Below are 23,557 nucleotides of genomic sequence, written 5' to 3' on the forward strand. Positions count from 1 at the left end.
CTTGTTACCAAAAAATAAAGATACATGTAAATCCAGTAATGATTAAATAGCTATAATAATAAAACACTTTCGCTCGTGTTTTTTCTTTTGTTCTAAATAGCACAAGAGTAGGTTCAATAAGACCGATAACGAAACAAAGAAGACCGAGCAGCATACAGCCGAGAGACAGCGAATACAAAGCAATTTGAATTTGAAATGGGAGGATAAATTTTAATAAAAATGCAATAAGTACAGTATAGCAAATGGTCCCAATATACATATTCAATGTTGTATTAGATCGATAACCAGGCAGTTTTTTTAAAAATGGTCTAGAAACAATCTCTGTTTCTAAAGATGTATAAGTTTGAATAATTTTTTCTGCCTTTTTTCCTTGATGAAAAAGAGAAAGAATCCAATTTCGTTCTCCTTGAAAGACGAAATGAGTTTTTGTTAAATAATGATCAATTTTGACTTTTTTCCAGCTTTTCCATGGATGTCTTTCGCAAAGTCTTAGTTTACTGTCTGATTTTTTATCATATTGATATACACTAATGCCATCTTTATCAAAAGCAGCATAATATGTATCTCTTGAGAATTTACCTGAGTCAAGAGGACAATAGAACAGCAATTCCTTTTTTAAATAAAAGTATTCTTTGCGAAGATTTTTTTTCATAATTTCTCGAATAGGCAGTTTTTTTTCTTTACTCATGACATTTCCTCCACTGTAAGAAAATGCTGTTTTTCTTAACAATATCATATCTTATCACTTTCATGTATAAATGACTAGAGAATTGTGAGCAAAAAAGAACAAACACGAAAATTTGTTCTTTTTTGTCATATTATTTACTTATTGTTAGAATAGCATGCAATTATGAAGAGTAATTGGAAAAGAAGCATTTTCATTCACATTGTTTTAAATTTGTTGTATAATGATGTGGAAAATAGAATATCGGTCTATCTTCGGGGCAGGGTGAAAATCCCGACCGGCGGTGATGAACATGTATTTTTGTTCTAAGCCCGCGAGCCGTTAAGGCAGGATTTGGTGCGATTCCAAAGCCGACAGTACAGTCTGGATGGGAGAAGATGGAGGTTCGAGCGTTCAAAAAAGATAAATATTTGAACGTCTCTTTAATGTGCCTAAAATTTCTCCCTTTGCGTTTCGAACGCGAAGGGTTTTTTCATGTTAGAATATATTTAGGCATAGCAGAGCCTTTCCACTTTCCATGAGATGATCGATGGAAAAGGAGAGAGAAACATGAAACAAAAGAAGAGTGTAGTACAAATGATGAGCGTGGCGATGCTAAGCAGCATTGCGTATTTATTAATGATGCTGGATTTTCCACTTCCAGGGCTGCCGCCGTTTTTGCAAATTGATTTTAGTGATATCCCAGCATTAATTGCAGCCATTATGTTTGGGCCAATTTCAGGTGTAATTGTAGAAGGGATAAAAAACGTCCTGTATTATGGCATTCAAGGAGATTTAACGGGCGTACCTGTAGGAGAAGTGGCGAATTTTGTGGCTGGATGTCTCTTTATTCTTCCGGCATCTCTTTTATTCCGTAAGCATCGCACAGTAAAAAGTTTAACAACAGGATTAATGTTCGGAACAATTGTGATGACAGTAATTATGAGTGTATTAAATTATTTCATCATTTTTCCAGCTTACACTTGGTTCTTAGGTCAACCTGCTATGTCTAACGGTGCAATGCGTCAAATAATTGTAGCGGGAATTTTACCTTTTAATATAATTAAAGGAATTATAGTAACAATTATTTTTGTTCCTTTATTTTCTCGATTAAAAGTATGGGTATTTGCGAAAATGAAAAATGCATAAATAGAAGGTTTTGCATCAGTGGAAGCTTTTTCTGCTGATGCTTTTTTATTTCGCGTTAAAGGGCAATAAGAGTTTGTTTGATGGGAATGACCATTAAGTTTAGGGTGAGTGACTAGTGAAAGTTGCACTTCATAGAAGAAAATAAAGTGTAAAAAAATACCCCTCATTATTTGAAGGGTATTTTTTAAGTCAACAATAAGACTATTCAAATTTTAACGCGTCACCGTCGAATGCTTCATCTGCCACTTTGATAGAATCAGTTGGGCAGCCTTCGAATGCATCCATCATATCATCGATTAATACATCTGGGATTTCAACGATACCTTTGTTATCGTCTAGTGTTACGAATGCAATACCTTCATCATCGTAATCATAAATGTCCGGCGCAGCTGCTCCGCAAGCTCCACATGCAATACAAGTATCTTTGTCAACGATTGTGTATTTTGCCATTTTGTATACCTCCTAAATAATATGTATATGTATATAAGAACACTGATGAAAAATTATAACCTTATTGTAAAACGGTTTTTGAAACTTTTCAATACAAAATTACAATGATAATTCTTATCAATTGAGTATGTCAACTAATTTCTATAGTTGTACATAAAATTTTAAAAATATCTAAATAGGATGCATTTTGTTACAATGAAAGTAGAAGTAGACTGAAAGGGTGGAAGAAGCGTTGCAGCTACAATATACTGTATTATACTGTTTAAAACAATTAAAAGGTGAACGAACAGTTTCTTCTATTTATCACCTTTTAAAAGGGAAACGTTCTTCACAAACATTGCAAGATGGGAATATGTTTCATCTTTCCTTTTTGTTTAGTGTATATAAATCTTTAAGACGACATGATTATGATAAACAGATTGAAGCGTTATTAAACAAGCAATTTATTACATGTGTGCATGAAAATACTTACATTTTATCTGAAATGGGAGAGAAGCAAGTAAACGAATGGGAAGAACTCTTTTCTTTCCCGAAATATTTACACGGTTTGCAATACGGCGAACTTGGAGAGAGTTTTTGGAAAAGGCTATCTTTGATTGTGCAAACTGTATCTAATTTGCAACAGAAATATGTAAAGTTCCTTCCAATTCAGCAAGATACAGAAATCACGATGTGGGTAAAACAATTTATTATGAACTCTTCTGTTTCGAGAGGACAACTAGCGGAACAGCTATATAAAGAAATAAATGAAATATTAATGTATGCTACCTCTCTAGAAGCAACCATTTTCGTATATCGTTTAACAGGATACCACCGTATTGGTTATACAACAGATCAACTTGGAGATATGGTGAAACAAGATGCGTTTCGAGTATATCTTTTATTTTGGGGAACGATTCATTTCACCATTCAATATGTACAAAATCAACAGCAGAAGTTTCCGTTATTGGCACAAATTATTGCGTATCCGAATGAAAAAGCAGATTTATTTAGTATATCAACACAAAAAACATATCAACTATGGAAGCAAGGACGAACAATGGAGGAAATTTCTAGGATAAGAAAATTAAAACTTGCGACAATTGAGGATCATATTGTAGAAATTGCATTGCGTGAAAAAGAATTTCAGGTGGAGCAATTTATAGAAAAAGAAAAAATGAAACAAATACAGAAAATGATTGAGGAGTTGCAAACGCGGAAGCTGCGAGTTTTAAAGCAAACTGCTGGGGAGCATGTTTCCTATTTTGAAATTCGTCTTGTATTAGCGCGAGTAGGGGGATTACATGAAGCTTGAAGATATTTTATATCAGTGGTTTGGATACAGGACATTTCGGCCAGGGCAAAAGGAAGTCATTGCAGACTTATTAAATGGAAATTCTGTTGTAGCGATGCTGCCAACTGGAGGGGGAAAATCGCTCTGTTATCAACTTCCAGGGTTGATACAAAATGGAACGGTACTCATTGTTTCACCGCTATTGTCATTAATGGAAGATCAAGTTACACAGTTAAAATACATGGTGAAAAATCAAGTTATTGCCTTTAACAGCTTTCGAACAATGGCAGAGAAAAAAGAAGCTATGCGGCGATTGCATTCCTATAAATTTGTATTCGTATCTCCTGAAATGCTGCAATCAGATGTGTTTCTAAAAGAATTAAGAAAAATTCATATCTCTTTATTTGTTGTAGACGAAGCGCATTGTATTTCTCAATGGGGATATGATTTTCGAACAGATTATAAAAAGTTAGATCAAGTTATTGCATCGATGGGCTATCCCACGGTTCTTGCTTTAACAGCTACTGCTACGAAAGAAGTACTACAAGATATTATTGAAAGTTTAAACTTGAAAGATGTGAGGCAGCATTTATATTCGATTGATCGTCCTAATATTGCTATGAAAATAGAATTTGTACAAACCATTCAAGAGAAAAAAGAAGTACTGTTATCTCATGTGAAATATTTGCAAGGTCCTGGTATTATTTATTGTTCAAGTAGAGCTTGGACTGAACGTCTTGCAGCGTATCTACGCAGTGAAGGTATCGAAGATGTTGCGCATTATCACGGCGGAATGGAGCATGAAGAACGGATGTTAATTCAGCAACAGTTTATGAACGATCAACTTCAACTTGTTGTGTGTACAAGCGCATTTGGTATGGGAGTCAATAAGCAAAACACGCGTTATATTATTCATTTTCATTATCCGACAAATATAGAGTCTTATTTGCAAGAAATTGGACGGGCAGGTCGAGATGGAGAACCAAGCATTGCCATTTTGTTATGTAGTCCACTTGATCATGAATTGCCAATCTCCATTATTGAAGACGAATTACCAAATGAACAACAAATTCGCTTCTTATTTTCTTTATTACGAGAAACAGTGGCTCAGGCTCAAGTATTACCGTTAGAAGGGGTAGAAGAAATTTGTTATAATACAGCGGGATTGAGTGAACAACATTGGCGATTTATTCGATATCATTTTGAAAAGATGGATATCATACAACATAGGCAATTGATGATTGAGTCTTTGTCAGATGAAGCAGAGCAAAAGTTAATTACAGAAGTGAAAGCTCGGCTTTATAATAAATACGGTCAACTAGAGACGATGAAAGAATGGATGCGACGAACAGATTGCAAAAGAGAAGCGATTCTTTCCCAGTTTGGATATGTAAAGGAAACGCAGCCAAAAAATTGCTGTGATTATTGCGGAATTTATATAGAAGATTATAAAAAAAGGCAAGCAAGGCAACCTGTTTTCGACTATAATTGGGAAACGGAGTTACAATTGCTCTTCGGATTCAGAATGGAGGAATGATGGATATACGCAAGAAAAGTATTGAAGACATGAGTCTAAAAGAAATCCGACTTAATTTATATATTACGCAAGCGATTATTCTATGTATTGGAGCCTTGTTAGCTTATATATTATTTCCGAGTATAGATGCATTTCTAGATTTATGGAAATGGGATTTTATACCTATTCTTCTAATAGGTGGCGGAGTAGCTTGTATGATTGTTTTACTTGATTATATTGCGATGAATCTTTTGCCCGAATCATGGTTCGATGATGGCGGGATTAATGATCGTATGTTTCAAGGAATGTCTGTTTTCCAGGTGTTTGCAGTTACCCTTTTAATTGGAATAGCAGAAGAGTTTCTATTTCGTGGTGTGATACAAACATATTTTGGCTTAATGTTTGCGAGTATAATATTTGCAGTTTTACATATTCGTTATATTACTAAGCCGTTTCTATTTTGTTTTGTATTGATGATTAGTAGTGTATTTGGTTATGTGTTTCAATGGACTGGTAATTTACTGATTACGATTTTTGCGCATTTTTTAGTCGATTTCATAATGGGATTGCAATTAAGAAAGCAAGTAGAAGGTGGTGGTGACCGATATGGCGAAGCAGACAACAGAGTTTGAAGAGAACATGAAAGAGTCAACGGAAAAAGAAGGAGAGGGTTTACCGCCACGTAGTGAAGTTCATAAAGACAAGAAAAAATCAAAATTTAAAATAAAGCACTTTTTTGTTCGAATTTTAACATTATTATTTATTCTTCTTCCGATTGGTATTTTGTGGTATACGGAGCGTTACATTGAGGGGAAGAAAGCAGACTCAAGTGCTAATTCTGAAAAAAGTGCATTTGAAGTTATTTTTTTTGATTCAAAAAAGAAAAATAATGAATCGAATTCATCAGCAAAGACCTTTCAATTTCACACAGTGAAAGAGGGAGAAACGCTCGAAAATATTGCAAAGAAATATTTTCCGAATGAAGATGGGATAGCGATTATAAAGAAATATAATGAAGTACCAGAAGAGTTAGAACCAGGGCAAGTGCTAAAAATTCCGAAGAAGCCAGAACCAGAACAGAAAAAATAAAGTGAACCTTCCATCATTGGTACAGCTTACTGCCCGCGAATAGCGGGATCAAGAAAAACCTTCTACAGAAGTAGAGGGTTTTTCTTCACTTGCTGAGGTGATGTGTTATTATGTGGTTAGATTTTGTTAAGAGGAAAGATGGGGAAAGTGTATGACATGGGGATTACTAGGTTGTTTCATATTATGCATTGTGATTGTGTGCTTCGTTATGATGTATAGAGAAGCGATGCGTGATACATTGTTAGAACACACCGTATCATTTGCGGAGTTTCCAATGAGTTTTGGAGAAGTACGAATTTTTTTTATTTCTGATATTCACAGAAGAACAATTTCTAAATCCTTAATACAACAAGTGAAAGGGAAGGTAGATCTCGTTATTATAGGTGGAGATTTAGCTGAACAAGGGGTACCGCTAGCACGAGTAGTTGATAATATTAAAAGGTTAAATGAAATAGGACAAGTGTATTTTGTTTGGGGGAATAATGACTACGAAATTGATTTTCATGAATTAGATGCGTTGCTTCTTCAAAATGGAGTGAAAATTTTAGACAATACAGGAATTTTATTTGAATCAGAGGCTGGAGAAAAAATATGGTTATTAGGTGTTGACGATGTAGGTTTGAAACGTGATCGTTTAGATTTAGCGTTAGCAGATTGTGAAGAAGAGGGATTTCGTATTCTTGTGAGTCATAATCCTGATATCATATATAAATTAAATGGAACAGAAAATATTTCCTGTGTATTAAGTGGTCACACACACGGTGGACAAATTCGGTTATTTCATGCTACACGTTTTTTGAAAGGTGGAATTTATGAATATCCACAGACGACTTTATTTGTAAGTAATGGCTATGGAACAACACTTGTGCCAATGCGTTTTCGTGCTCCTGCACAAACTCATTTGATTACATTACAAAGAAAAGATTGACGTTGTTTTTTAAGGTGGGAAGAGATATGCCAAGTTCAATAGGTAAATATAACATTAAATTGGTTTCAAATATGCTTGGTATACACCCGGGAACATTGCGAGCTTGGGAAAGACGGTATCAAGTCATTGCACCGAAACGTAATAATGTTGGGCATCGATTATATACAGAAGAACATGTCCAAATATTAAAATGGCTTATTAACAAAGTGAATCAAGGATTTACCATTGGACAAGCGGTTAGTTTATTAGAAAATAACCAATTACAAAATCACAATTTATCAGAAATAGAATATAATAAAGTAGAACTTTTAGTAGACGATATCCTTTATTCTTTGTTAAAATTTGATGAAATACAAGCTCTTGAGTTACTGGATGAAGCTTTTAGTATTTTTTCTATAAATAAAGTGATTACAGATGTATTAGTAAAATTGCTTGTAAGGTTAAGAGATATGCGCTTGAATGAAAAAATAACAAGTGCAGAGGAACGGTATGCGACTTCATTTTTACGCTCGCGTATCGGAGTGATTTATCATAGTATGCCGATTAATACAGGACTACCAAAGGTAGTTTCTATATGCGCTCCCGGAGAATTATGTGAACTTGAATTATTTATTTTTACAACATATTTGCGCCGGAAAGGTTATCCAGTAACCTATATTGGGACAGGCATAGAAGAAATTGATATTGATGATGTAATCAAAAAAGTAAATCCTAAAATCTTGTTTATTTCTTGTACAATAAAAGAAAATGTAACGGCAAGTGTTCAGCTTGCAAAGAGATTACATGAACAATATGCAAACCTTTGTATTGGGCTTAGTGGTTTTGCTTTTGAATTTTCTAATGAAGAAAACAAAGAGGCTCGTAACTGGTTTGTTGGGCATACGAAAGAAGAATGGGATGAATGGTTAAAAATGTGAGAATGGTTGTTCGGAAAGAACCATCTATTTTCTGTTTCATATAATAAAAATTAAATGCAACGGTTGCGTAAGGAGGTTACGGGATGAGGTTGGAACGTTTAAATTATAATAAAATTAAAATCTTTCTGACGTTCGACGATTTGTCAGAACGTGGACTTACAAAGGAAGATTTATGGAAAAATGCGCCGAAAGTACAACAACTGTTTCGAGATATGATGCAAGAAGCGAATAAAGAGCTCGGCTTTGAAGCAGATGGTCCAATTGCGGTAGAGGTGTTTTCGTTACAAGCCCAAGGTATGGTTGTTATAGTTACGAAAGAGAATCAGGAGTCAGATACGGAAGAGGAATTTCAAGATGAATTCATTGAAATGCAAGTTACTCTTGATGAGAGCGAACATATACTATACGAATTTACTTCATTGGAGGATGTAATTGCATTAGCGGGCCGTTTATATAGTCTCGGAGTAACAGGTGGAAAGCTTTATACGTGGCAAAATCGTTTTTATTTATGGTTAGAAGAGGATTCTACTACGTTATTGAAAGAAAATATGATTGCCATTTTAGCAGAGTTTGGTAGCCCCTCCACAATTACAATTTATCGAATGATGGAATATGGAAAAGAACTTATGGCGAATGAGGCAATCGAGCAAATATATAAATATTTTATCATAAAAGAAAACCTCAGCTAGGTGATATAGTTGAGGTTTTTCCTTATATAAAATATTTATATATTATATGAAAAAATAATAGTTTTTTAAGTATTTCGCCTTGCTAAAAAGAATAAAAGGACTATAATGATATTGAAAACGTTTGCAAGCGATAAAAAGGTTTGTATATATTTGTTAGCGTTTTCTCTTGCATTCCTATTTTAAGAGTGTATACTAGGCAATGAAGGTTTACTAAACAAGTGAAATTACAGGGGGTTTACTTACTATGGTAGCCGAAAAGGGAGCTCAAACACAAACACAACAAAGAGAACAACATTTTGAATTATTGAATTCGACGCAAATTGTTATTAAAGAAGCCCTAGAGAAATTGGGTTATCCGAACGAGGTATATGAATTACTTAAAGAACCAATTCGTATGATGACAGTGAAGATCCCAGTTCGTATGGATGATGGAACTGTTAAAATATTTACAGGATATCGTGCTCAACATAACGATGCTGTTGGTCCAACAAAAGGTGGTATCCGCTTTCATCCAAATGTAACGGAAAATGAAGTAAAGGCACTTTCGATTTGGATGAGCTTAAAATGTGGTATTGTTGATTTACCGTATGGTGGAGGTAAAGGTGGTATCATTTGTGATCCACGTGAAATGTCTTTCCGAGAGCTAGAAAGATTAAGCCGTGGCTATGTAAGAGCAATTAGCCAAATCGTAGGTCCAACGAAAGATATTCCAGCTCCAGATGTATTTACAAATTCACAAATTATGGCATGGATGATGGATGAATATAGCCGTATTGACGAATTTAACTCACCTGGATTTATCACAGGAAAGCCGCTTGTATTAGGTGGATCTCATGGCCGTGAAACAGCGACTGCAAAAGGTGTAACAATTTGTATTCGCGAAGCAGCGAAAAAACGTGGTATTGATATTAAAGGTGCACGCGTTGTTGTACAAGGGTTCGGAAATGCAGGTAGCTTCTTAGCGAAGTTTATGCACGATGCAGGAGCGAAGGTAATTGCAATTTCCGATGCTTACGGTGCACTTCATGATCCAAATGGCTTAGACATCGATTACTTATTAGACCGTCGTGATAGCTTTGGTACTGTAACAAAATTGTTTAATAATACAATTTCAAATAAAGAATTATTAGAACTAGATTGTGATATTTTAGTACCAGCTGCAATTGAAAATCAAATTACAGAAGAAAATGCAGCGGATATTAAAGCGAAAATTGTTGTAGAAGCAGCGAATGGCCCTACAACGTTAGAAGCAACAAAAATTTTAACAGAGCGTGGCATTTTACTTGTTCCAGACGTATTAGCAAGTGCTGGTGGCGTAACAGTTTCTTACTTTGAATGGGTACAAAATAATCAAGGTTACTACTGGACTGAAGAAGAAGTAGAAGCTCGTTTAGAAAAAGTAATGGTAAGCTCATTTGATTCTATTTACGAAACAGCGCAAGTTCGCAAAGTGAATATGCGTTTAGCAGCTTATATGGTTGGTGTTCGTAAAATGGCAGAAGCAAGCCGCTTCAGAGGTTGGGTATAAACCGATTATTGATAAAGCAGACCGCAATTTCCTGTAAAGGAAGTTGCGGTTTTTTGTTGTAATTATATTGTAAGATAGAATGAAATTTCCATCAGGTTTCTTTCTCCTTAGTGGAAAGCTCTTACCACTCGAGCGCAGACTAGCTCATCTCCTTTGTTTTCGCTGGATTTTGAATGGAAGGCTTACTGCCTGCACATGGCTGGGTAAGGTTGAGGAAAGGGGAATGGGAATAGAAGGTGTGAATTGATCCGATGCAGCGAGTGGATGAATTAGAACAGAGATTAGAAGAAAAACAATCGGACAAGACAAGGCTTGTTCAGATACGATGGGAAGCATCTACCTAGGGTATAACGGGCAGTGATATCCCCACCTTAAAATATAGTGAAAGCATAGAAGTTAGGTGGGGATAAATTGCCCAGAAAAGTCCGATTAATTATTAATTAAGGACCGGTCATCGCATTTGCAGGGCATTAGTTGTATTGCTTATGAATTATATGAGTTTGTAAAAAACATTAAAGGAACACTTGTTCTAATAGAACATTTGTGCTATACTCTCCTTAGATGGAAAAAATGGAAACGAAATAAAGTGAACTTCTCATTAGTAGGGAGTTTCTTCATCCTTTATTGATGGGAAGCTCTCGCCAATCAGATAAAGGAGAGATTATAATGAAGACGACTGCAGAACAACGTTTTATGATGCCAATACATGTAATGGAGCGAGTTGAAGTTTTACGTAAGAAGCATGTGAAACGCTCTTCTTTCTTACATAGAGTGAATCGTTTTTTTGGTTTAGAAACGAAACAAGATGAAATTTGGTTTTATGGTTTTTATACGGTGGCAATAAGTATGCTATTATTTATGATATTTGTTTCAAATATGATGGATTTTCTGTTTTGATAATAATGTTTGCGATAGGGACACATCATCTGAATACATATAAGATTAGAAAGATAATTTTATTAGAGCGGAGATGATGTGAATGGCGAAGTTTCCTATACAGCGAAATTATATTAAACATGGAGGCTCTCGGCCTGGCATTCGACTTTCAAAAGTTCGTTTTATTGTCAGTCATGATACAGGAAATCCAGGCAGTAATGCAATTGGAAATCGAGACTACTTTAATGATGTGCAACCAAAAGCTTCAGCTCATACATTTATTGATGATAAAACTATACTAGAGATTATTCCGATTAATGAGGTAGCCTATCATGTTCGGTACAATGTTCCGACAGATAATGATATATATGGTTACAATGCTAATAGTGCAGCAATTGGTGTTGAACTTTGCTATGGTGGAAATATAAATTTTTGGAATGCATATACGCGTTTTACTTGGTATCATGCATATTTGTGCCATAATTTTGGCTTAAATCCAAAGACAGATATTGTTTCGCATAAGAAGCTTGATCCTGCTCGTAAAATTGATCCGGAACATGTATTAAGTAATCAAGGTATACCTTTTCGACAATTTTTAGCGGACGTCTATCGTATGTACGTATCGTATAGATGACAAATATATGAAAAATGAATACAATAAAGATAGGTGCCTACTGCTAAAAGTAGGTTTTTTCTTGTTTTGTAATTTTTTATTTGGATAGATAGAGCAGAAGACTAGGAGTTGAGCCTTATATGCAAAAGGAAACAGCGATTATTATCGGAGGCGGACCATGTGGATTAGCAGCAGCGATTGCTCTGCAAAATGTTGGGATTAATCCACTTGTAATTGAAAAAGGAAATATTGTTAATGCAATCTATAATTATCCAACGCACCAAACGTTTTTTTCTTCTAGTGAAAAGCTAGAAATTGGTGGAGTTGCCTTTATTACAGAAAATCGTAAGCCTGTCCGGAATCAAGCATTAGCGTATTATCGTGAAGTAGTAAAACGGAAACATGTACGTGTGAACGCGTTTGAACGGGTGGAAGAAGTAAAGAAAGAAGAGGGTTTCTTTTTTGTTCAAACAGTAAAGAGTGATGGTGAACAAGAGAAATATAAAGCAAAATACATCATTATCGCAACTGGATATTATGATAATCCTAATTATATGAATGTACCGGGAGAAGAGTTAAAAAAAGTAGCGCATTATTTCAAAGAAGGACATCCTTATTTTGATCGTGATGTTGTAGTAATTGGAGGGAAAAATTCAAGTGTAGATGCCGCATTAGAGCTTGTGAAATGCGGAGCGCGTGTGACAGTCTTATATCGAGGTCAAGTATATTCTCCAAGTGTTAAACCGTGGATTTTACCAGAATTTGAAGCGTTAGTTCGACAAGGTACGATAAAAATGGAATTTGGTGCACATGTAAGAGAAGTTACAGAATATACAGTCACATATACGGTAGGAAACGAAGAATATACGATTCCAAATGATTTTGTATTTGCGATGACAGGTTATCATCCAGATCATAGTTTTTTAACAAAAATGGGTGTGGAAATTGATTCTGGAACAGGAAGACCTCTTTATAAAGAGGAAACGATGGAAACGAATGTCGAAGGGATTTTTATTGCTGGTGTAATTGCTGCTGGCAATAATGCGAATGAAATTTTTATAGAAAATGGTCGATTTCATGGAGACGCGATTGCGAAAACCATTGTAGAGCGAGAACAGTAAAGATTTGTTAATAGAATAATGAAAACACCTTCGTCTAATTTTAACGTTAAGAATTAGACGAAGGTGTTTTTTTTGTTGCAATCGTATTTTAATGTCTAAACATAGCTTGAATCTTCGCTTGTTCATTTGTTACTTCTAGTCCAACGAGCAACTTAATACGTGCTTTTTGAGCATTTAAACCATATGTGAAGATGATGCCCATGTTTTTCAAATGTTTGCCGCCACCCTCATAAGAATATACATCTTGAACAATTCCGTTGAAGCAGCGGGAAACAAGAACAACTGGAATGCCTTTATTTATTAAACGTTGCAGTGCAGGAAGTGTGCGTGGCGGTAAGTTTCCTTGTCCAAGTGCTTCGATGATAATTCCGTCAACGGGAAGCTGCTCGATTGCAGATAATAACGTATCATCCATACCTGCATACGCCTTTAATATAACAATGTTTTTTGTAATTTGTGTAACCGCATATTTTTCATAATGTACTAATGCTTGGTGAAAGACAACACCGCGCTTCGTTACCATGCCAATTGGACCATATTGCGGACTTTGGAATGTTGCCACGTTACTTGTATGTGTTTTTGTCACATTCGTTGCACAGTGAATTTCATCATTTAATACGACAAGGACACCTTTTCCTTTTGCTTCTTCACTACTAGCAACTTTAACAGCTGACAAAAAGTTATATAAACCATCAGCACCTAATTCATTACTGGAACGCATTGCTCCTGTCACGACAATTGGTACATCAGCTTGTACAGTTAAGTCAAGGAAATAAGCTGTTTCTTCCAATGTATCTGTTCCGTGTGTGATGACAACCCCTTGCACGTTATCGTTCTTAACCTTCTCGTCAATCATGACTTGCAATTGCAGCATTTCATTTGGTGTCATGTGAGGAGACGGAAGATGAAAGACATCTTCAACAATTAAATCGATATCTTCTTCTAAATTTGGAATAAATTTTAAAAGTGGATTTTGCGCACCTGGTTGAACAACTCCAGTTTCTTTATCTTCTTCCATCGCAATTGTTCCACCTGTGTGTAAAACAAGAATTTTTTTCAATGCCTTTACCCCTCTCCAATCAATGAAAATACATTAAGAACATAACATGATTTGACCGAATCCGACAATGAAAAAGTATAAAACTTATAAGAGATTATCACAATAGAAATAAAGTGAAATTTCTGATAGTTGGGGGGTCATCCCTGGCGGTTGGTTAGTTGAACTAGTCAAGCTCATACAAGCAGCCATCTCCCATATATCCTCTTGTTCTTCATAATCTTCGGGTGCCTTTTAGTACGGGATAAAATGAAATTTTTGTGAGTTGGAAGCGGCCTTCTTCACTAATGGAAAACTCTCGCCATTCGAACGTATGTCAGCAGTTATTTATGACCTATCTGCTTTGTTTTCTCAAAATCTTGAAGTGAGAGTTTTACCGACGAAAAGTAGCGAGATAATAAGTAAAAGGAGATGTGGAATTTGAAGAAAATAGAAAAGATCTTAATTCGTATCCTTATTGGACAATGTCTTTGTTTATGTATTGTCCAATTACTTTTAACCCAAGAACATATAGCGAAATATTTATCGAAAGTGGTATATTATGAAGGGGTAACAAAAGGGGTTATGACAAAAATTTTAGAGGTGAATGAATAGCTTTTTTCATTTGCTTCTAAGAAGGATTATGCTACAATAGTTGAGGACTTGAAACGGAATAAATTGAAACGATTATTAGTAGGAGAATTTTTTTCCACTTCGATCGTTCAATCAATCAGGCTCTTACTGCCTGTTAATGTAAAGTGAAACGATTATGAGAGAAGCAGGGGAGGCGTACCTGCTTTTCCTTCTGTTTTTATAAGTGAAAAATGGGGTGTTACAATGGACAAACGAATTTCGATTGCAATTGATGGTCCTGCAGCTGCAGGTAAAAGTACGGTTGCCAAAATTGTTGCTAAAAAACTTTCTTATGTTTATATTGATACGGGTGCAATGTATCGCACAGTAACGTATGCGGCACTGCAGCAAGGTGTTGATATTGAGAATGAAGAAAAGTTAATGGAAGTCATAAAAAATATAGATATTAAATTTCAACATGGAGAAAATGTACAACTTGTCTTTTTAAATGGGCAAGATGTGTCAGAAGTGATTCGTACACCAGACGTAACAAATCGTGTATCAATTGTGGCAAGACATCGCCTTGTTCGTGAAGAAATGGTGCGTCGTCAACAAGCGCTAGCAGAAAAAGGCGGCGTTGTTATGGATGGACGTGATATTGGAACGCACGTATTACCGAATGCGGAAGTGAAAATTTTTATGTTAGCTTCTGTTGATGAACGAGCAGAGAGAAGACATTTAGAAAACACACAAAAAGGATTTTCTTCTAATTTAGAACAACTAAAAGAAGAAATTGCACGCCGTGATAAATTAGATTCTGAACGTGAAGTATCTCCGTTAAAGAAAGCCGAAGATGCCACGGAATTAGATACAACGTCTTTGTCTATTGAAGAAGTAGTTCAAAAGATTATGGATATTGTATCGGAAACGTTCGCAAAATAAGGGAAGAGGTTATCCTCTTTCCTTATTTTTTTCTTAAAACATACGATTCTTCTTGTTAATTAATGAGACAATTTTCTTGACAAATTTGCCGATTTGTTAGAAGTTAGTAAAAGAGGGTATTTTCTAAATATTTTACATACATGCAAATGGAAGCTATTGTTTCCATTTCGTATATACATAAAGATGCTTTGCCATTTCAGTAGGGAGGTATTTCCATGGTAGAAAAAATGAATGAAGAAGTTGTGAACACAAAGGCGTTACAAGTAGGTGATATTGTTACAGGTACAGTAACAAAAGTCGAAGACAAGCAAGTATTTGTGAATGTCGGGTACAAAACTGATGGCGTCATTCCAATTAGTGAATTGGCGAATGTCCATATTGAAAAAGCAGGCGATGTTGTAGAAGTAGAACAAACTCTTGAGTTAAAAGTAATTAAATTAGAAGATGATGATTTAGTGTTATCTAAGCGTGCTGTAGATGCAGAAAAAGCATGGGAAGTATTACAAGGGAAATTTACATCAGGTGAAGTATTTGATGTAACAATCAAAGATATCGTTAACGGAGGTCTAGTTGTTGACCTTGGTGTGCGTGGTTTTATTCCAGCTTCACTTGTAGAAGTACATTACGTTGAAGATTTTACTGATTATAAAGAGAAAACATTGGCAGTAAAAATTGTAGAATTAGATCGTGAGAAAAATCGTGTTATTCTTTCTCATAAGGCAGTGGTGGAACAAGAGTTAGAAATGAAGAAAAAAGCAGCGGTTTCTTCTTTAAAAGAAGGCGATATTGTAGAAGGAACGGTACAACGTTTAACTGATTTTGGAGCGTTTGTAAATGTTGGTGGTGTGGATGGATTAGTTCATATTTCACAAATCTCTCATGATCGTGTAGAACAACCATCCGATGTATTAACAGTGGGACAAACCGTAAAAGTAAAAGTTTTATCTGTTGATGCTGATACACAGCGTATTTCTCTATCTATTAAAGCAGCACAGCCAGGACCTTGGGGGAATGTTGCAAATCAAGTAAAAGCAGGCGATATATTAGATGGGAAAGTAAAACGTCTTGTTACTTTCGGGGCATTCGTTGAGATTCTTCCTGGTGTAGAAGGCCTTGTACATGTCTCGCAAATTGCAAATCGTCATGTGAAAAATCCGAATGAAGTACTAGCAATCGGACAAGACGTAAAAGTAAAGGTGTTAGAAGTTCATTCAGATGAAAAGCGTATTTCCTTAAGTATAAAAGAAGCGCTTGAAGAAAATAATGTAACAGAAGATTACAGTAAATATGAACCATCTTCTGATTCTGCAACATTTCAATTAAGTGATATTATTGGAGAACAGCTAAAAAAATTAAAGAAATAATGAGGGATACGTGTGGTAAGAGCAAAGCGTAAATTAGAACATATTGAGTATGCTCTTTCTACCGGACAGTCTCGTGCACATGGCTTTCGTGACATTGCTTTTGTTCATCAAAGTTTACCAAATATAAGTTATGAAAGTATATCATTTCAAACAGGAATCGGCGAACTTTCTTTAAGTTCGCCGATTTTTATCAATGCGATGACTGGTGGTGGTGGAGAGCACACACTACATATTAACGAACAACTAGCCCAGGTAGCGCATCAACATCAGCTTGCGATGGCTGTTGGTTCGCAAATGGCAGCTTTAAAAGATCCGAATGAAGCTGCATCTTATAAAATTGTGAGAAAAGTGAATCCGAATGGAATTGTTATCGCAAACTTAGGAAGCGAAGCAACAGTAGAACAAGCGCAGCGAGCTGTTGATATGCTTGAAGCAAATGCGTTGCAAATTCATTTGAACGTCATTCAAGAATTGACAATGCCAGAAGGAGATAGAGACTTTACAGGTGCATTAGAGAGAATCGAACAAATTGTAAAGTATTCTTCTGTTCCTGTTATAGTAAAAGAAGTTGGTTTTGGCATGAGTAAAGAAACAGTAGAGAATTTAGCCGGTGTTGGTATTTCTACTATAGATATTGGTGGTTATGGCGGCACAAACTTTGCTACGGTTGAAAATGAAAGAAGGCAGAGAATGCTTTCTTATTTCAATGAGTGGGGCATTCCGACTGTTTCATCTTTAATTGAAGCATCCTCTACACAAAAAAACCTCTCTATTATTGCATCAGGTGGTATTCAAACAGCACTTGATGTAGCGAAATCTTTAGCATTAGGAGCATCGGCTGTGGCGTTTGCTGGCCATTTTTTACGAATACTGATGAATGAAGGTATTGAGAAATTAATAGAAGAAATAGAATTATTACATACAGATTTACAGTTTATCATGACAGCGCTGGGGGTGCGAACAATCGCTGAGCTTCAACGAGTGCCAATTGTTATTAGTGGTGAGACATACCATTGGCTTACCCAGCGTGGGATTGATACAACAGTATATAGTAGGCGCTAAATGAAATGCATCTTAGGAAATCCTTTGATGGAGTTAAGATGAAGTTTCCATCAGTAGGAGGCCTATTATCCACGAATAGCGAGATAAAAATCAACCGAATGAATCAACCATTCGGTTGATTTTTTTTGTTTATAAAATTCATACAATGAGGAAGAAAGGAGCGGATGATATGAAAAAGTTAATTGAAGTGAGAGCGTTAGAAAAATGTTATGCACATTATAAAGCATTAAATGGTATTTCATTCGATGTAAGAGAGGGAGAAATTTTATGTTTCCTTGGGCCAAATGGCGCTGGGAAAAGTACGACTATTCATATTTTGTCGACCATTTTACAGTACGATGGAGGAGAAATTTTGTTTGAAGGAAAACATGTAAAAAAACATGCACGATATGTAAAGCGAAACCTCGGTATTGTGCCGCAGGATTTAGCGATTTATGAAGAAGTATCGGCGGAACAAAATGTAGCGTTTTTTGCTGCCCTTTACGGTTTGAAAGGAACGCAATTGCAACAAGCTGTAGATGAAGCATTGCAATTTGTTGGACTGCTTGATAAGAAAAATGAAAAACCGAAAACTTTTTCAGGTGGAATGAAAAGAAGGCTTAATATAGCATGTGCGATTGCACATAAACCAAAAGTTATTATTATGGATGAACCGACAGTTGGGATTGATCCGCAATCTCGAAATCATATTTTACAGTCAATCAAACAATTACAAGAACAAGGATCTACAATCATCTATACAACGCATTATATGGAAGAGGTAGAAGAGATATCAACAAGAATTATCATTATGGATCATGGTGAGATTATTGCAGAAGGAACAAAAGAAGCGCTTAAGAAACATATTGCAGATGAAGAACGTTATTTCATAGAATGTGAACATATAACAGCAGGTGTAGAAGAAAATTTTTTTAAAATTGAAGGGATGAAAGAAGTAACAATAAAAGATGGAATAATAGAAGTTGTAGTATTAAAAGGTGTGGAAAATTTGGATAAAATTATTACACTTCTTGTAAATGAAGGAATGAAAGTGAAAAATATTATGAGTGAAAGTGCAAGTTTAGAAACAGTATTTTTACAGTTAACGGGAAGAAAATTAAGAGATTGAAGGTGAAAATGATGAGCTTCTTTGTGTTATATAAACGTGATGTAGTTAATATTGTTATGAATCCAGTCCTTTTACTAACGAATACAATTTCTCCAATTTTGTTTATATTGATTTTTGGCTATTTAAGTAATGGGAGTTATGGAGAAAGTGGTATTACCTCTTATGATTATTACGGTGTTACGATTTTGATATATGGTATTTTGAATGTGTCTATGACTGCCTCTAATAGCTTTATGGAAAAAAGACTAAAAAATAGTAATTTACGAGTTATGTATAGTCCGATTCATCTTTCTTATCTATATTTGTCAAAAATTTTGGCTACATTTACTTTTACGTCTGTTTGCTATTTGTTTGTCATGTATGTGGCTCATATAGGTCTGCATGTAACATTTGGGGGAAAGAATGTTGGCTATGTCATTATAATCGTGTTGTTATTTAATTTTTTATCAGCGGTTATCGGCGTATTATTTTGCTGTATGTTTAAAAGTGAAGAAGTAACGAATAAAATATTAAGTTTGTTAAATAACGCTTTTGCAATTTTAGGAGGAGTATTCTTTTCTCTCGATGGACTCGGGGACACCGTTCGAACAATATCGTATATTTCACCGGTAAAATGGGTTATAGAATGTGTAATGAAGATTATATATGATCAAGATTTTAGCTTTTTTCTCACAACAGGAAGTGTGTTAATTGTGTTAACTTGTTTTGGGTTAGTTGGTTGTAAATTTCTATTTAAGGTGGAGGATTATGTATGAACGAGATTTTTATTGTTTTTCGTCATAATATCCGGCGAGCTATTAGTAAAAAGAATTATATATTGTTAACAATCCTCCTTACGTTTATTTCTATATCACTTGCTATTTTCTTTACTTCCAAATTTGAAATGAAAGGGAATATCGCTTATGTAACACAAGAGGGTAGGAGTAATATACATGTAGAAGGGTTTAATATTAAAAACACAAATAATATTCCAAGTATGTCTGAATTTGTAATGAAAAAATATGATGCAGCAGTTATTCCGAAAGAGAACGGACAAATAGAGGTAAAGACACTTAAAGAACATAATTTCAAAGAAAAAGTCGAGATGGTATTTCAACAAAAAAGCATTGGTTCGTTTCACCAAGACGAACTGAGAAAAGTAGGTACGAATATTTTAGGTTATCTTTGTATGTTTGTATTATTAGAGAGTATTATGTTTATGAGTTTTTTTACAGAAGATAAGGAAAATCGTACCTTTACCCGTATTGTATCTTCTCCTATACGTATTAGTAATTATTTATTTGCTCAGTATCTTTTTACATTTCTTATTGTATATGTTCCAACCTTTCTCATTTTAATAGTCGAAAAGGTAATGTTTCAGGTAGATATAGGATTCAGTTTTTTAGAATATAGTTATTTATTGGCTATCCTTGTTATGATTGCAACATCTTTTGCGTTATTTATGAGTACAATTATAGAAACTACTGATAATACAATGATGTTATCTTCTTCTATTATTGTTTTTACTTCTATTCTGTCAGGATCCTTTTTTGGTTTAAAACAAAATGACGGGATAGTTGATTGGTTTGTGCGGATTTTGCCGCAAAAACAGTATCTTTCGTTTATTGATGGAGTTGAAAATGGCTATAATGTAGCACGGTATGGAGGAGCAATTACGTATATATGTTTTGTTGTCCTGCTATTTTTTGTGTTAAGTATAATCATTTGTAAAAAACGAGTCCAGGAAGGGAGATATTGATATTTGCTATGCGAACCATATAAAATGGAAATAAAATGCATAAAGCAAATGATAAGGTGATGAAATGAAGAGAGAAGTTCACATCATTTCTACAAAATTAATGACTCCAACACCTCGGAAAAATTATGTTCGTAGAGAGAAACTGCTAAAAAAATTAGAAATACTGCACGATTATAAACTTGTAGTTGTAAAAGGTTCGGCTGGTAGTGGGAAAACTACTATACTATCTTCATTTGTAAAAGAAAATCCAGAGGTTGCAATTGTGTGGATTACTCTAGATAAAGAGAATAATAATGTATTTTCTTTTTGGTACTATATGTTAGAAAGCTTGCGGGTATATATAAAGGAAATAGAAGAGATTTTTTCTTTATTTCATATGATTATGCATAAGGATGATATGAAACGTATAATTGTTGCTTTGATTAATATATTAAGTACAAAAGATGATATTACGATTGTTATTGATGATTTCCATTATATAACGGATGTTGATGTTAATAAGACAATGGAATATCTTTTGAAGCATTCCTCAGAAAATATTCATATTGTTTTATTAACGAGAGAAGAACCTAATTTTTATGTAGGGGATTTTCTTATTTCAGGAAGATTATTAGAAATTGGAGAAGAAGAACTAAGGTTCTCAGCAGATGAAGGCTTTCAATTTATTAGATATACATTGAAGATGGATCTGAAACATGAAGTAGTTCATGATATGAACATGCTGGCGGAAGGATGGATTGGTGGTCTTCAGTTAATTGCTCTTGCACGCTCTTATCATAAAAATGATTGTATGCAGAATATGAAAGTGTTGAATAAATATATGATTGCTTATTTATCGAAAGAGATTCTAGAGGCACTGGAAGAAGAAGAGCAAGATTTTCTCGTAAAAACATCTATTTTAAGTTATTTTAATGAGGAAATTTGTGATGAATTGTTGGGAAAAAAAGATACAAAAGAGATGATTATACGCTTATTTCAAAAACATTTATTTATGATTAATATTGATGAGGATAGAGGAATATATCGTTATCACGCTATTTTTCAACAGTTTTTACAACATTGTTTTGGACAGTTAGAAATAGGTGTGCAAAAAGAGCTACGTTTACGAGCGGCAGAAGTGTACGAACGATCCGGTGATTTTGAGGAATGTATAAAACAATTATTAGAGATGCAATGTTATGAGGCTGCTTTGAGAAAAATTGAAAACCATGGGCAAAATCCACAGGGATGGAGCTATTTGCGACATATTCCGTTAACGTGTATTGTGCAAAATAAAGAGATGGCGTTTCAACTCATTTTTTACCATTATTGTAATATGGAGTTTGAGCAGTGCACAGAAATATTAAATATCGTGTACGAAGGGGAAAGTGGTCATCATCCTTGGAAGGTATTCGAATTTTGCAAGGCTTTAATTGAGGAAGAAAATTTACAATTGGATGTTTTGTTTATAAATGAAATTGAAGACATGGATATAAGTGATGTAACCAAGGCGATTATTTATGTAGAATTATCATTTTTTCTGTGGTTTCAGGAGCGAATCAAGGATGCACTATATGTGCTTGATAAAGCGTCTATGCTTGAGAAGAGAATGAAAAATCCATATGTCAAAATGGGCATTTTAAGTTCTTTATGTCAGATTAAAGAGGAATTAGGAGATTTAAAAGAGTGTGAGAGGTTATATAATCAGCTTTTTGAGGTGATTGAACAACATTCATTTTTATCAGCTCTCACAGTAACTTGTCATATTGGAATTACGGGTATTTATTTAAAGCGTTTACAATTGGAGAAGGCTGAAAAATCACTACAACATGTACAAGGTGACGAAGCTGCTTTAGGAAAAGCTTATTTATATAATGTAATGGAACTTCAATTTCTAAAAGGTGATAAGCGGCAAGCGAAAGAAACGATTCAAAAGTTACAAACATTTGATGCATATCAAAATGAGCTGTTTATATCTTCCTTACTAAAATATGCAATCCATGTTGATGAAGAATATGTGCAGCAACTAGATCAATTTGCTGTCATGTATCAACAAAAAAAAGAAAAAAAGAAACTACGAAATGAAGATAAAATATTATATGCTCAGATTTTATTGCAGAAAGGAAACATACAAGAATCGTTACAGTTACTTGATGAAATTGCAGAATTTACAAGGAAACATAAAATGAAAGTACTATTAATAGAAGCGTTATTATTAAAAGTTCTTATCTTAGGAAATGACATGCAAAAGCATAAGCGAGAGCTTTTAAATTTATTACGAGAAGCAGTTCATTATAGTTATGAAAATCACATTTTATTACCTTATACAAGGACAGATAAACAAATTCAAACATTGTTGTTGTTATTAAAAGAAGAACGATTGCAAGATTTAAATGAGAGAGAGAGGAAGTTTTTAAACACGTTATTACAGTTAGGAAATCATGATAAGGAGAATTTTATTTTAAGTAATAGAGAATTAGAAGTACTGAAGGTTCTTGCGACTGGGGCGTCAAATAAGAAAATTGGTGAACAGTTGTGCATATCTATTTCGACAGTTAAGACGCACATTATTAATATTTATTCAAAACTTCATGTATCCAATCGCGTTGAAGCAATAAAGAAAGCGACAGAAGAAGGGATTATAAAGTAAGTGTTAATATATGAAAATAAAGTAACAGCCAACATCGCGTTGGCTGTTTTTGTTTTAATGTTGATTTTGTTTTCGTGCTTGCTCTGGTGTATCGAATCCTGTTGCGCCCGGATATTGTAGTGACTGACTGCGGTCAGATTCTACACGTCGCGATTGTTTTAATTTTTTTTCTTGTCGATCTTTACCCATGGTGTCCCCACCTCCTTAGTACAAAGTGTTGCTGTTATTTTTAAAAATATGCAGCTGTAAAACAGGATTATTTTTCATGAAAAGTTCCCATAATGGAAATAAT

24 protein-coding genes and 1 riboswitch are annotated in these 23,557 nt (G+C 34.6%); of the genes, 20 read left to right on the forward strand and 4 right to left on the reverse strand.

Annotation, left to right across the window (positions count from 1 at the left end; translation table 11 throughout):
- Window positions 1-4: 4 nt before the first annotated feature.
- Entirely contained in the window at window positions 5-688 is a 684-nt protein-coding gene (locus WAX78_RS13455) for a hypothetical protein (protein WP_336482768.1), read from the reverse strand.
- A 243-nt stretch (window positions 689-931) separates the two neighbouring features.
- Window positions 932-1,068: riboswitch (FMN riboswitch) on the forward strand.
- A 166-nt stretch (window positions 1,069-1,234) separates the two neighbouring features.
- On the opposite strand from WAX78_RS13455, the gene WAX78_RS13460 reads away from it, so the two are divergent.
- Window positions 1,235-1,813 carry an ECF transporter S component gene (locus tag WAX78_RS13460; protein ID WP_336482769.1) on the forward strand — a complete coding sequence of 193 codons (579 nt, stop codon included), beginning with the start codon at window positions 1,235-1,237 and terminating at the stop codon, window positions 1,811-1,813.
- Between the two features lie 201 nt (window positions 1,814-2,014).
- Here the strand turns inward: WAX78_RS13460 and WAX78_RS13465 are convergent, their stop codons facing one another.
- Complete coding sequence (locus tag WAX78_RS13465) at window positions 2,015-2,263, reverse strand: ferredoxin (RefSeq protein WP_336482770.1); 249 nt, start codon at window positions 2,261-2,263, stop codon at window positions 2,015-2,017.
- 232 nt (window positions 2,264-2,495) lie between these two features.
- Between WAX78_RS13465 and WAX78_RS13470 the strand changes: the two genes are divergently transcribed.
- The 11 genes from WAX78_RS13470 to WAX78_RS13520 all read left to right on the forward strand — a co-directional run bounded on the left by WAX78_RS13470 (window position 2,496) and on the right by WAX78_RS13520 (window position 12,813).
- Window positions 2,496-3,557: a YpbB family protein gene (locus tag WAX78_RS13470; protein ID WP_336482771.1), complete on the forward strand. Its 1,062-nt coding sequence runs from the start codon at window positions 2,496-2,498 to the stop codon at window positions 3,555-3,557.
- A complete protein-coding gene (locus tag WAX78_RS13475; protein WP_336482772.1) occupies window positions 3,547-5,073 on the forward strand; it encodes a RecQ family ATP-dependent DNA helicase in 1,527 nt (508 codons plus the stop codon). Before WAX78_RS13470 ends, WAX78_RS13475 begins: the two co-directional genes overlap by 11 nt.
- Complete coding sequence (locus WAX78_RS13480; RefSeq protein WP_413789196.1) at window positions 5,070-5,684, forward strand: CPBP family intramembrane glutamic endopeptidase; 615 nt, start codon at window positions 5,070-5,072, stop codon at window positions 5,682-5,684. The genes WAX78_RS13475 and WAX78_RS13480 overlap by 4 nt, the downstream gene beginning before the upstream one ends.
- Window positions 5,659-6,141 (forward strand): LysM peptidoglycan-binding domain-containing protein, encoded by a 483-nt coding sequence (locus tag WAX78_RS13485; protein ID WP_336482774.1) that lies wholly within the window; start codon window positions 5,659-5,661, stop codon window positions 6,139-6,141. The genes WAX78_RS13480 and WAX78_RS13485 overlap by 26 nt, the downstream gene beginning before the upstream one ends.
- Window positions 6,142-6,292: 151 nt before the next feature.
- Window positions 6,293-7,069: a metallophosphoesterase gene (locus tag WAX78_RS13490; RefSeq protein WP_336482775.1), complete on the forward strand. Its 777-nt coding sequence runs from the start codon at window positions 6,293-6,295 to the stop codon at window positions 7,067-7,069.
- A gap of 26 nt (window positions 7,070-7,095) precedes the next feature.
- The gene (locus WAX78_RS13495; RefSeq protein ID WP_336482776.1) at window positions 7,096-7,986 is read left to right on the forward strand and encodes a MerR family transcriptional regulator; all 891 of its coding nucleotides are present in this window, start codon (window positions 7,096-7,098) and stop codon (window positions 7,984-7,986) included.
- A gap of 83 nt (window positions 7,987-8,069) precedes the next feature.
- Window positions 8,070-8,675 (forward strand): genetic competence negative regulator, encoded by a 606-nt coding sequence (locus WAX78_RS13500; protein WP_336482777.1) that lies wholly within the window; start codon window positions 8,070-8,072, stop codon window positions 8,673-8,675.
- 244 nt (window positions 8,676-8,919) lie between these two features.
- Complete coding sequence (gene gudB, locus WAX78_RS13505) at window positions 8,920-10,203, forward strand: NAD-specific glutamate dehydrogenase (RefSeq protein WP_336482778.1); 1,284 nt, start codon at window positions 8,920-8,922, stop codon at window positions 10,201-10,203.
- Window positions 10,204-10,866: 663 nt separating this feature from the next.
- Window positions 10,867-11,100: a DUF3961 domain-containing protein gene (locus WAX78_RS13510; protein ID WP_336483021.1), complete on the forward strand. Its 234-nt coding sequence runs from the start codon at window positions 10,867-10,869 to the stop codon at window positions 11,098-11,100.
- A gap of 82 nt (window positions 11,101-11,182) precedes the next feature.
- Window positions 11,183-11,713 carry a peptidoglycan recognition protein family protein gene (locus WAX78_RS13515; RefSeq protein ID WP_336482779.1) on the forward strand — a complete coding sequence of 177 codons (531 nt, stop codon included), beginning with the start codon at window positions 11,183-11,185 and terminating at the stop codon, window positions 11,711-11,713.
- A 119-nt stretch (window positions 11,714-11,832) separates the two neighbouring features.
- A complete protein-coding gene (locus WAX78_RS13520; protein WP_336482780.1) occupies window positions 11,833-12,813 on the forward strand; it encodes a YpdA family putative bacillithiol disulfide reductase in 981 nt (326 codons plus the stop codon).
- A gap of 88 nt (window positions 12,814-12,901) precedes the next feature.
- Here the strand turns inward: WAX78_RS13520 and WAX78_RS13525 are convergent, their stop codons facing one another.
- Window positions 12,902-13,873, reverse strand: coding sequence for an asparaginase (locus tag WAX78_RS13525; protein WP_336482781.1), 972 nt, complete (start codon window positions 13,871-13,873; stop codon window positions 12,902-12,904).
- 417 nt (window positions 13,874-14,290) lie between these two features.
- Between WAX78_RS13525 and WAX78_RS13530 the strand changes: the two genes are divergently transcribed.
- From WAX78_RS13530 to WAX78_RS13565, 8 genes are all read left to right on the forward strand, one after another.
- Complete coding sequence (locus tag WAX78_RS13530) at window positions 14,291-14,464, forward strand: DUF5359 family protein (protein ID WP_336482782.1); 174 nt, start codon at window positions 14,291-14,293, stop codon at window positions 14,462-14,464.
- 222 nt (window positions 14,465-14,686) lie between these two features.
- Complete coding sequence (gene cmk / locus WAX78_RS13535; RefSeq protein WP_336482783.1) at window positions 14,687-15,364, forward strand: (d)CMP kinase; 678 nt, start codon at window positions 14,687-14,689, stop codon at window positions 15,362-15,364.
- Window positions 15,365-15,579: 215 nt separating this feature from the next.
- The gene (gene rpsA / locus WAX78_RS13540; RefSeq protein WP_336482784.1) at window positions 15,580-16,728 is read left to right on the forward strand and encodes a 30S ribosomal protein S1; all 1,149 of its coding nucleotides are present in this window, start codon (window positions 15,580-15,582) and stop codon (window positions 16,726-16,728) included.
- A gap of 12 nt (window positions 16,729-16,740) precedes the next feature.
- Entirely contained in the window at window positions 16,741-17,790 is a 1,050-nt protein-coding gene (gene fni, locus WAX78_RS13545; RefSeq protein WP_336482786.1) for a type 2 isopentenyl-diphosphate Delta-isomerase, read from the forward strand.
- 169 nt (window positions 17,791-17,959) lie between these two features.
- Window positions 17,960-18,898 carry an ABC transporter ATP-binding protein gene (locus tag WAX78_RS13550; RefSeq protein ID WP_336482787.1) on the forward strand — a complete coding sequence of 313 codons (939 nt, stop codon included), beginning with the start codon at window positions 17,960-17,962 and terminating at the stop codon, window positions 18,896-18,898.
- An 8-nt stretch (window positions 18,899-18,906) separates the two neighbouring features.
- On the forward strand, window positions 18,907-19,653 hold the full coding sequence (locus WAX78_RS13555; protein ID WP_336483022.1) for an ABC transporter permease: 747 nt from the start codon (window positions 18,907-18,909) through the stop codon (window positions 19,651-19,653).
- Window positions 19,650-20,636 (forward strand): ABC transporter permease, encoded by a 987-nt coding sequence (locus WAX78_RS13560; RefSeq protein ID WP_336482788.1) that lies wholly within the window; start codon window positions 19,650-19,652, stop codon window positions 20,634-20,636. The genes WAX78_RS13555 and WAX78_RS13560 overlap by 4 nt, the downstream gene beginning before the upstream one ends.
- Before the next feature lie 64 nt (window positions 20,637-20,700).
- Window positions 20,701-23,265, forward strand: coding sequence for a LuxR C-terminal-related transcriptional regulator (locus tag WAX78_RS13565; RefSeq protein WP_336482789.1), 2,565 nt, complete (start codon window positions 20,701-20,703; stop codon window positions 23,263-23,265).
- A 54-nt stretch (window positions 23,266-23,319) separates the two neighbouring features.
- Here WAX78_RS13565 and WAX78_RS13570 read toward each other — a convergent pair whose 3' ends face one another.
- A complete protein-coding gene (locus WAX78_RS13570; RefSeq protein ID WP_098309423.1) occupies window positions 23,320-23,454 on the reverse strand; it encodes a YpzI family protein in 135 nt (44 codons plus the stop codon).
- Window positions 23,455-23,557 lie beyond the last annotated feature (103 nt).

This window comes from Bacillus yunxiaonensis (assembly GCF_037104695.1).
Classification (GTDB): domain Bacteria; phylum Bacillota; class Bacilli; order Bacillales; family Bacillaceae_G; genus Bacillus_A; species Bacillus_A yunxiaonensis.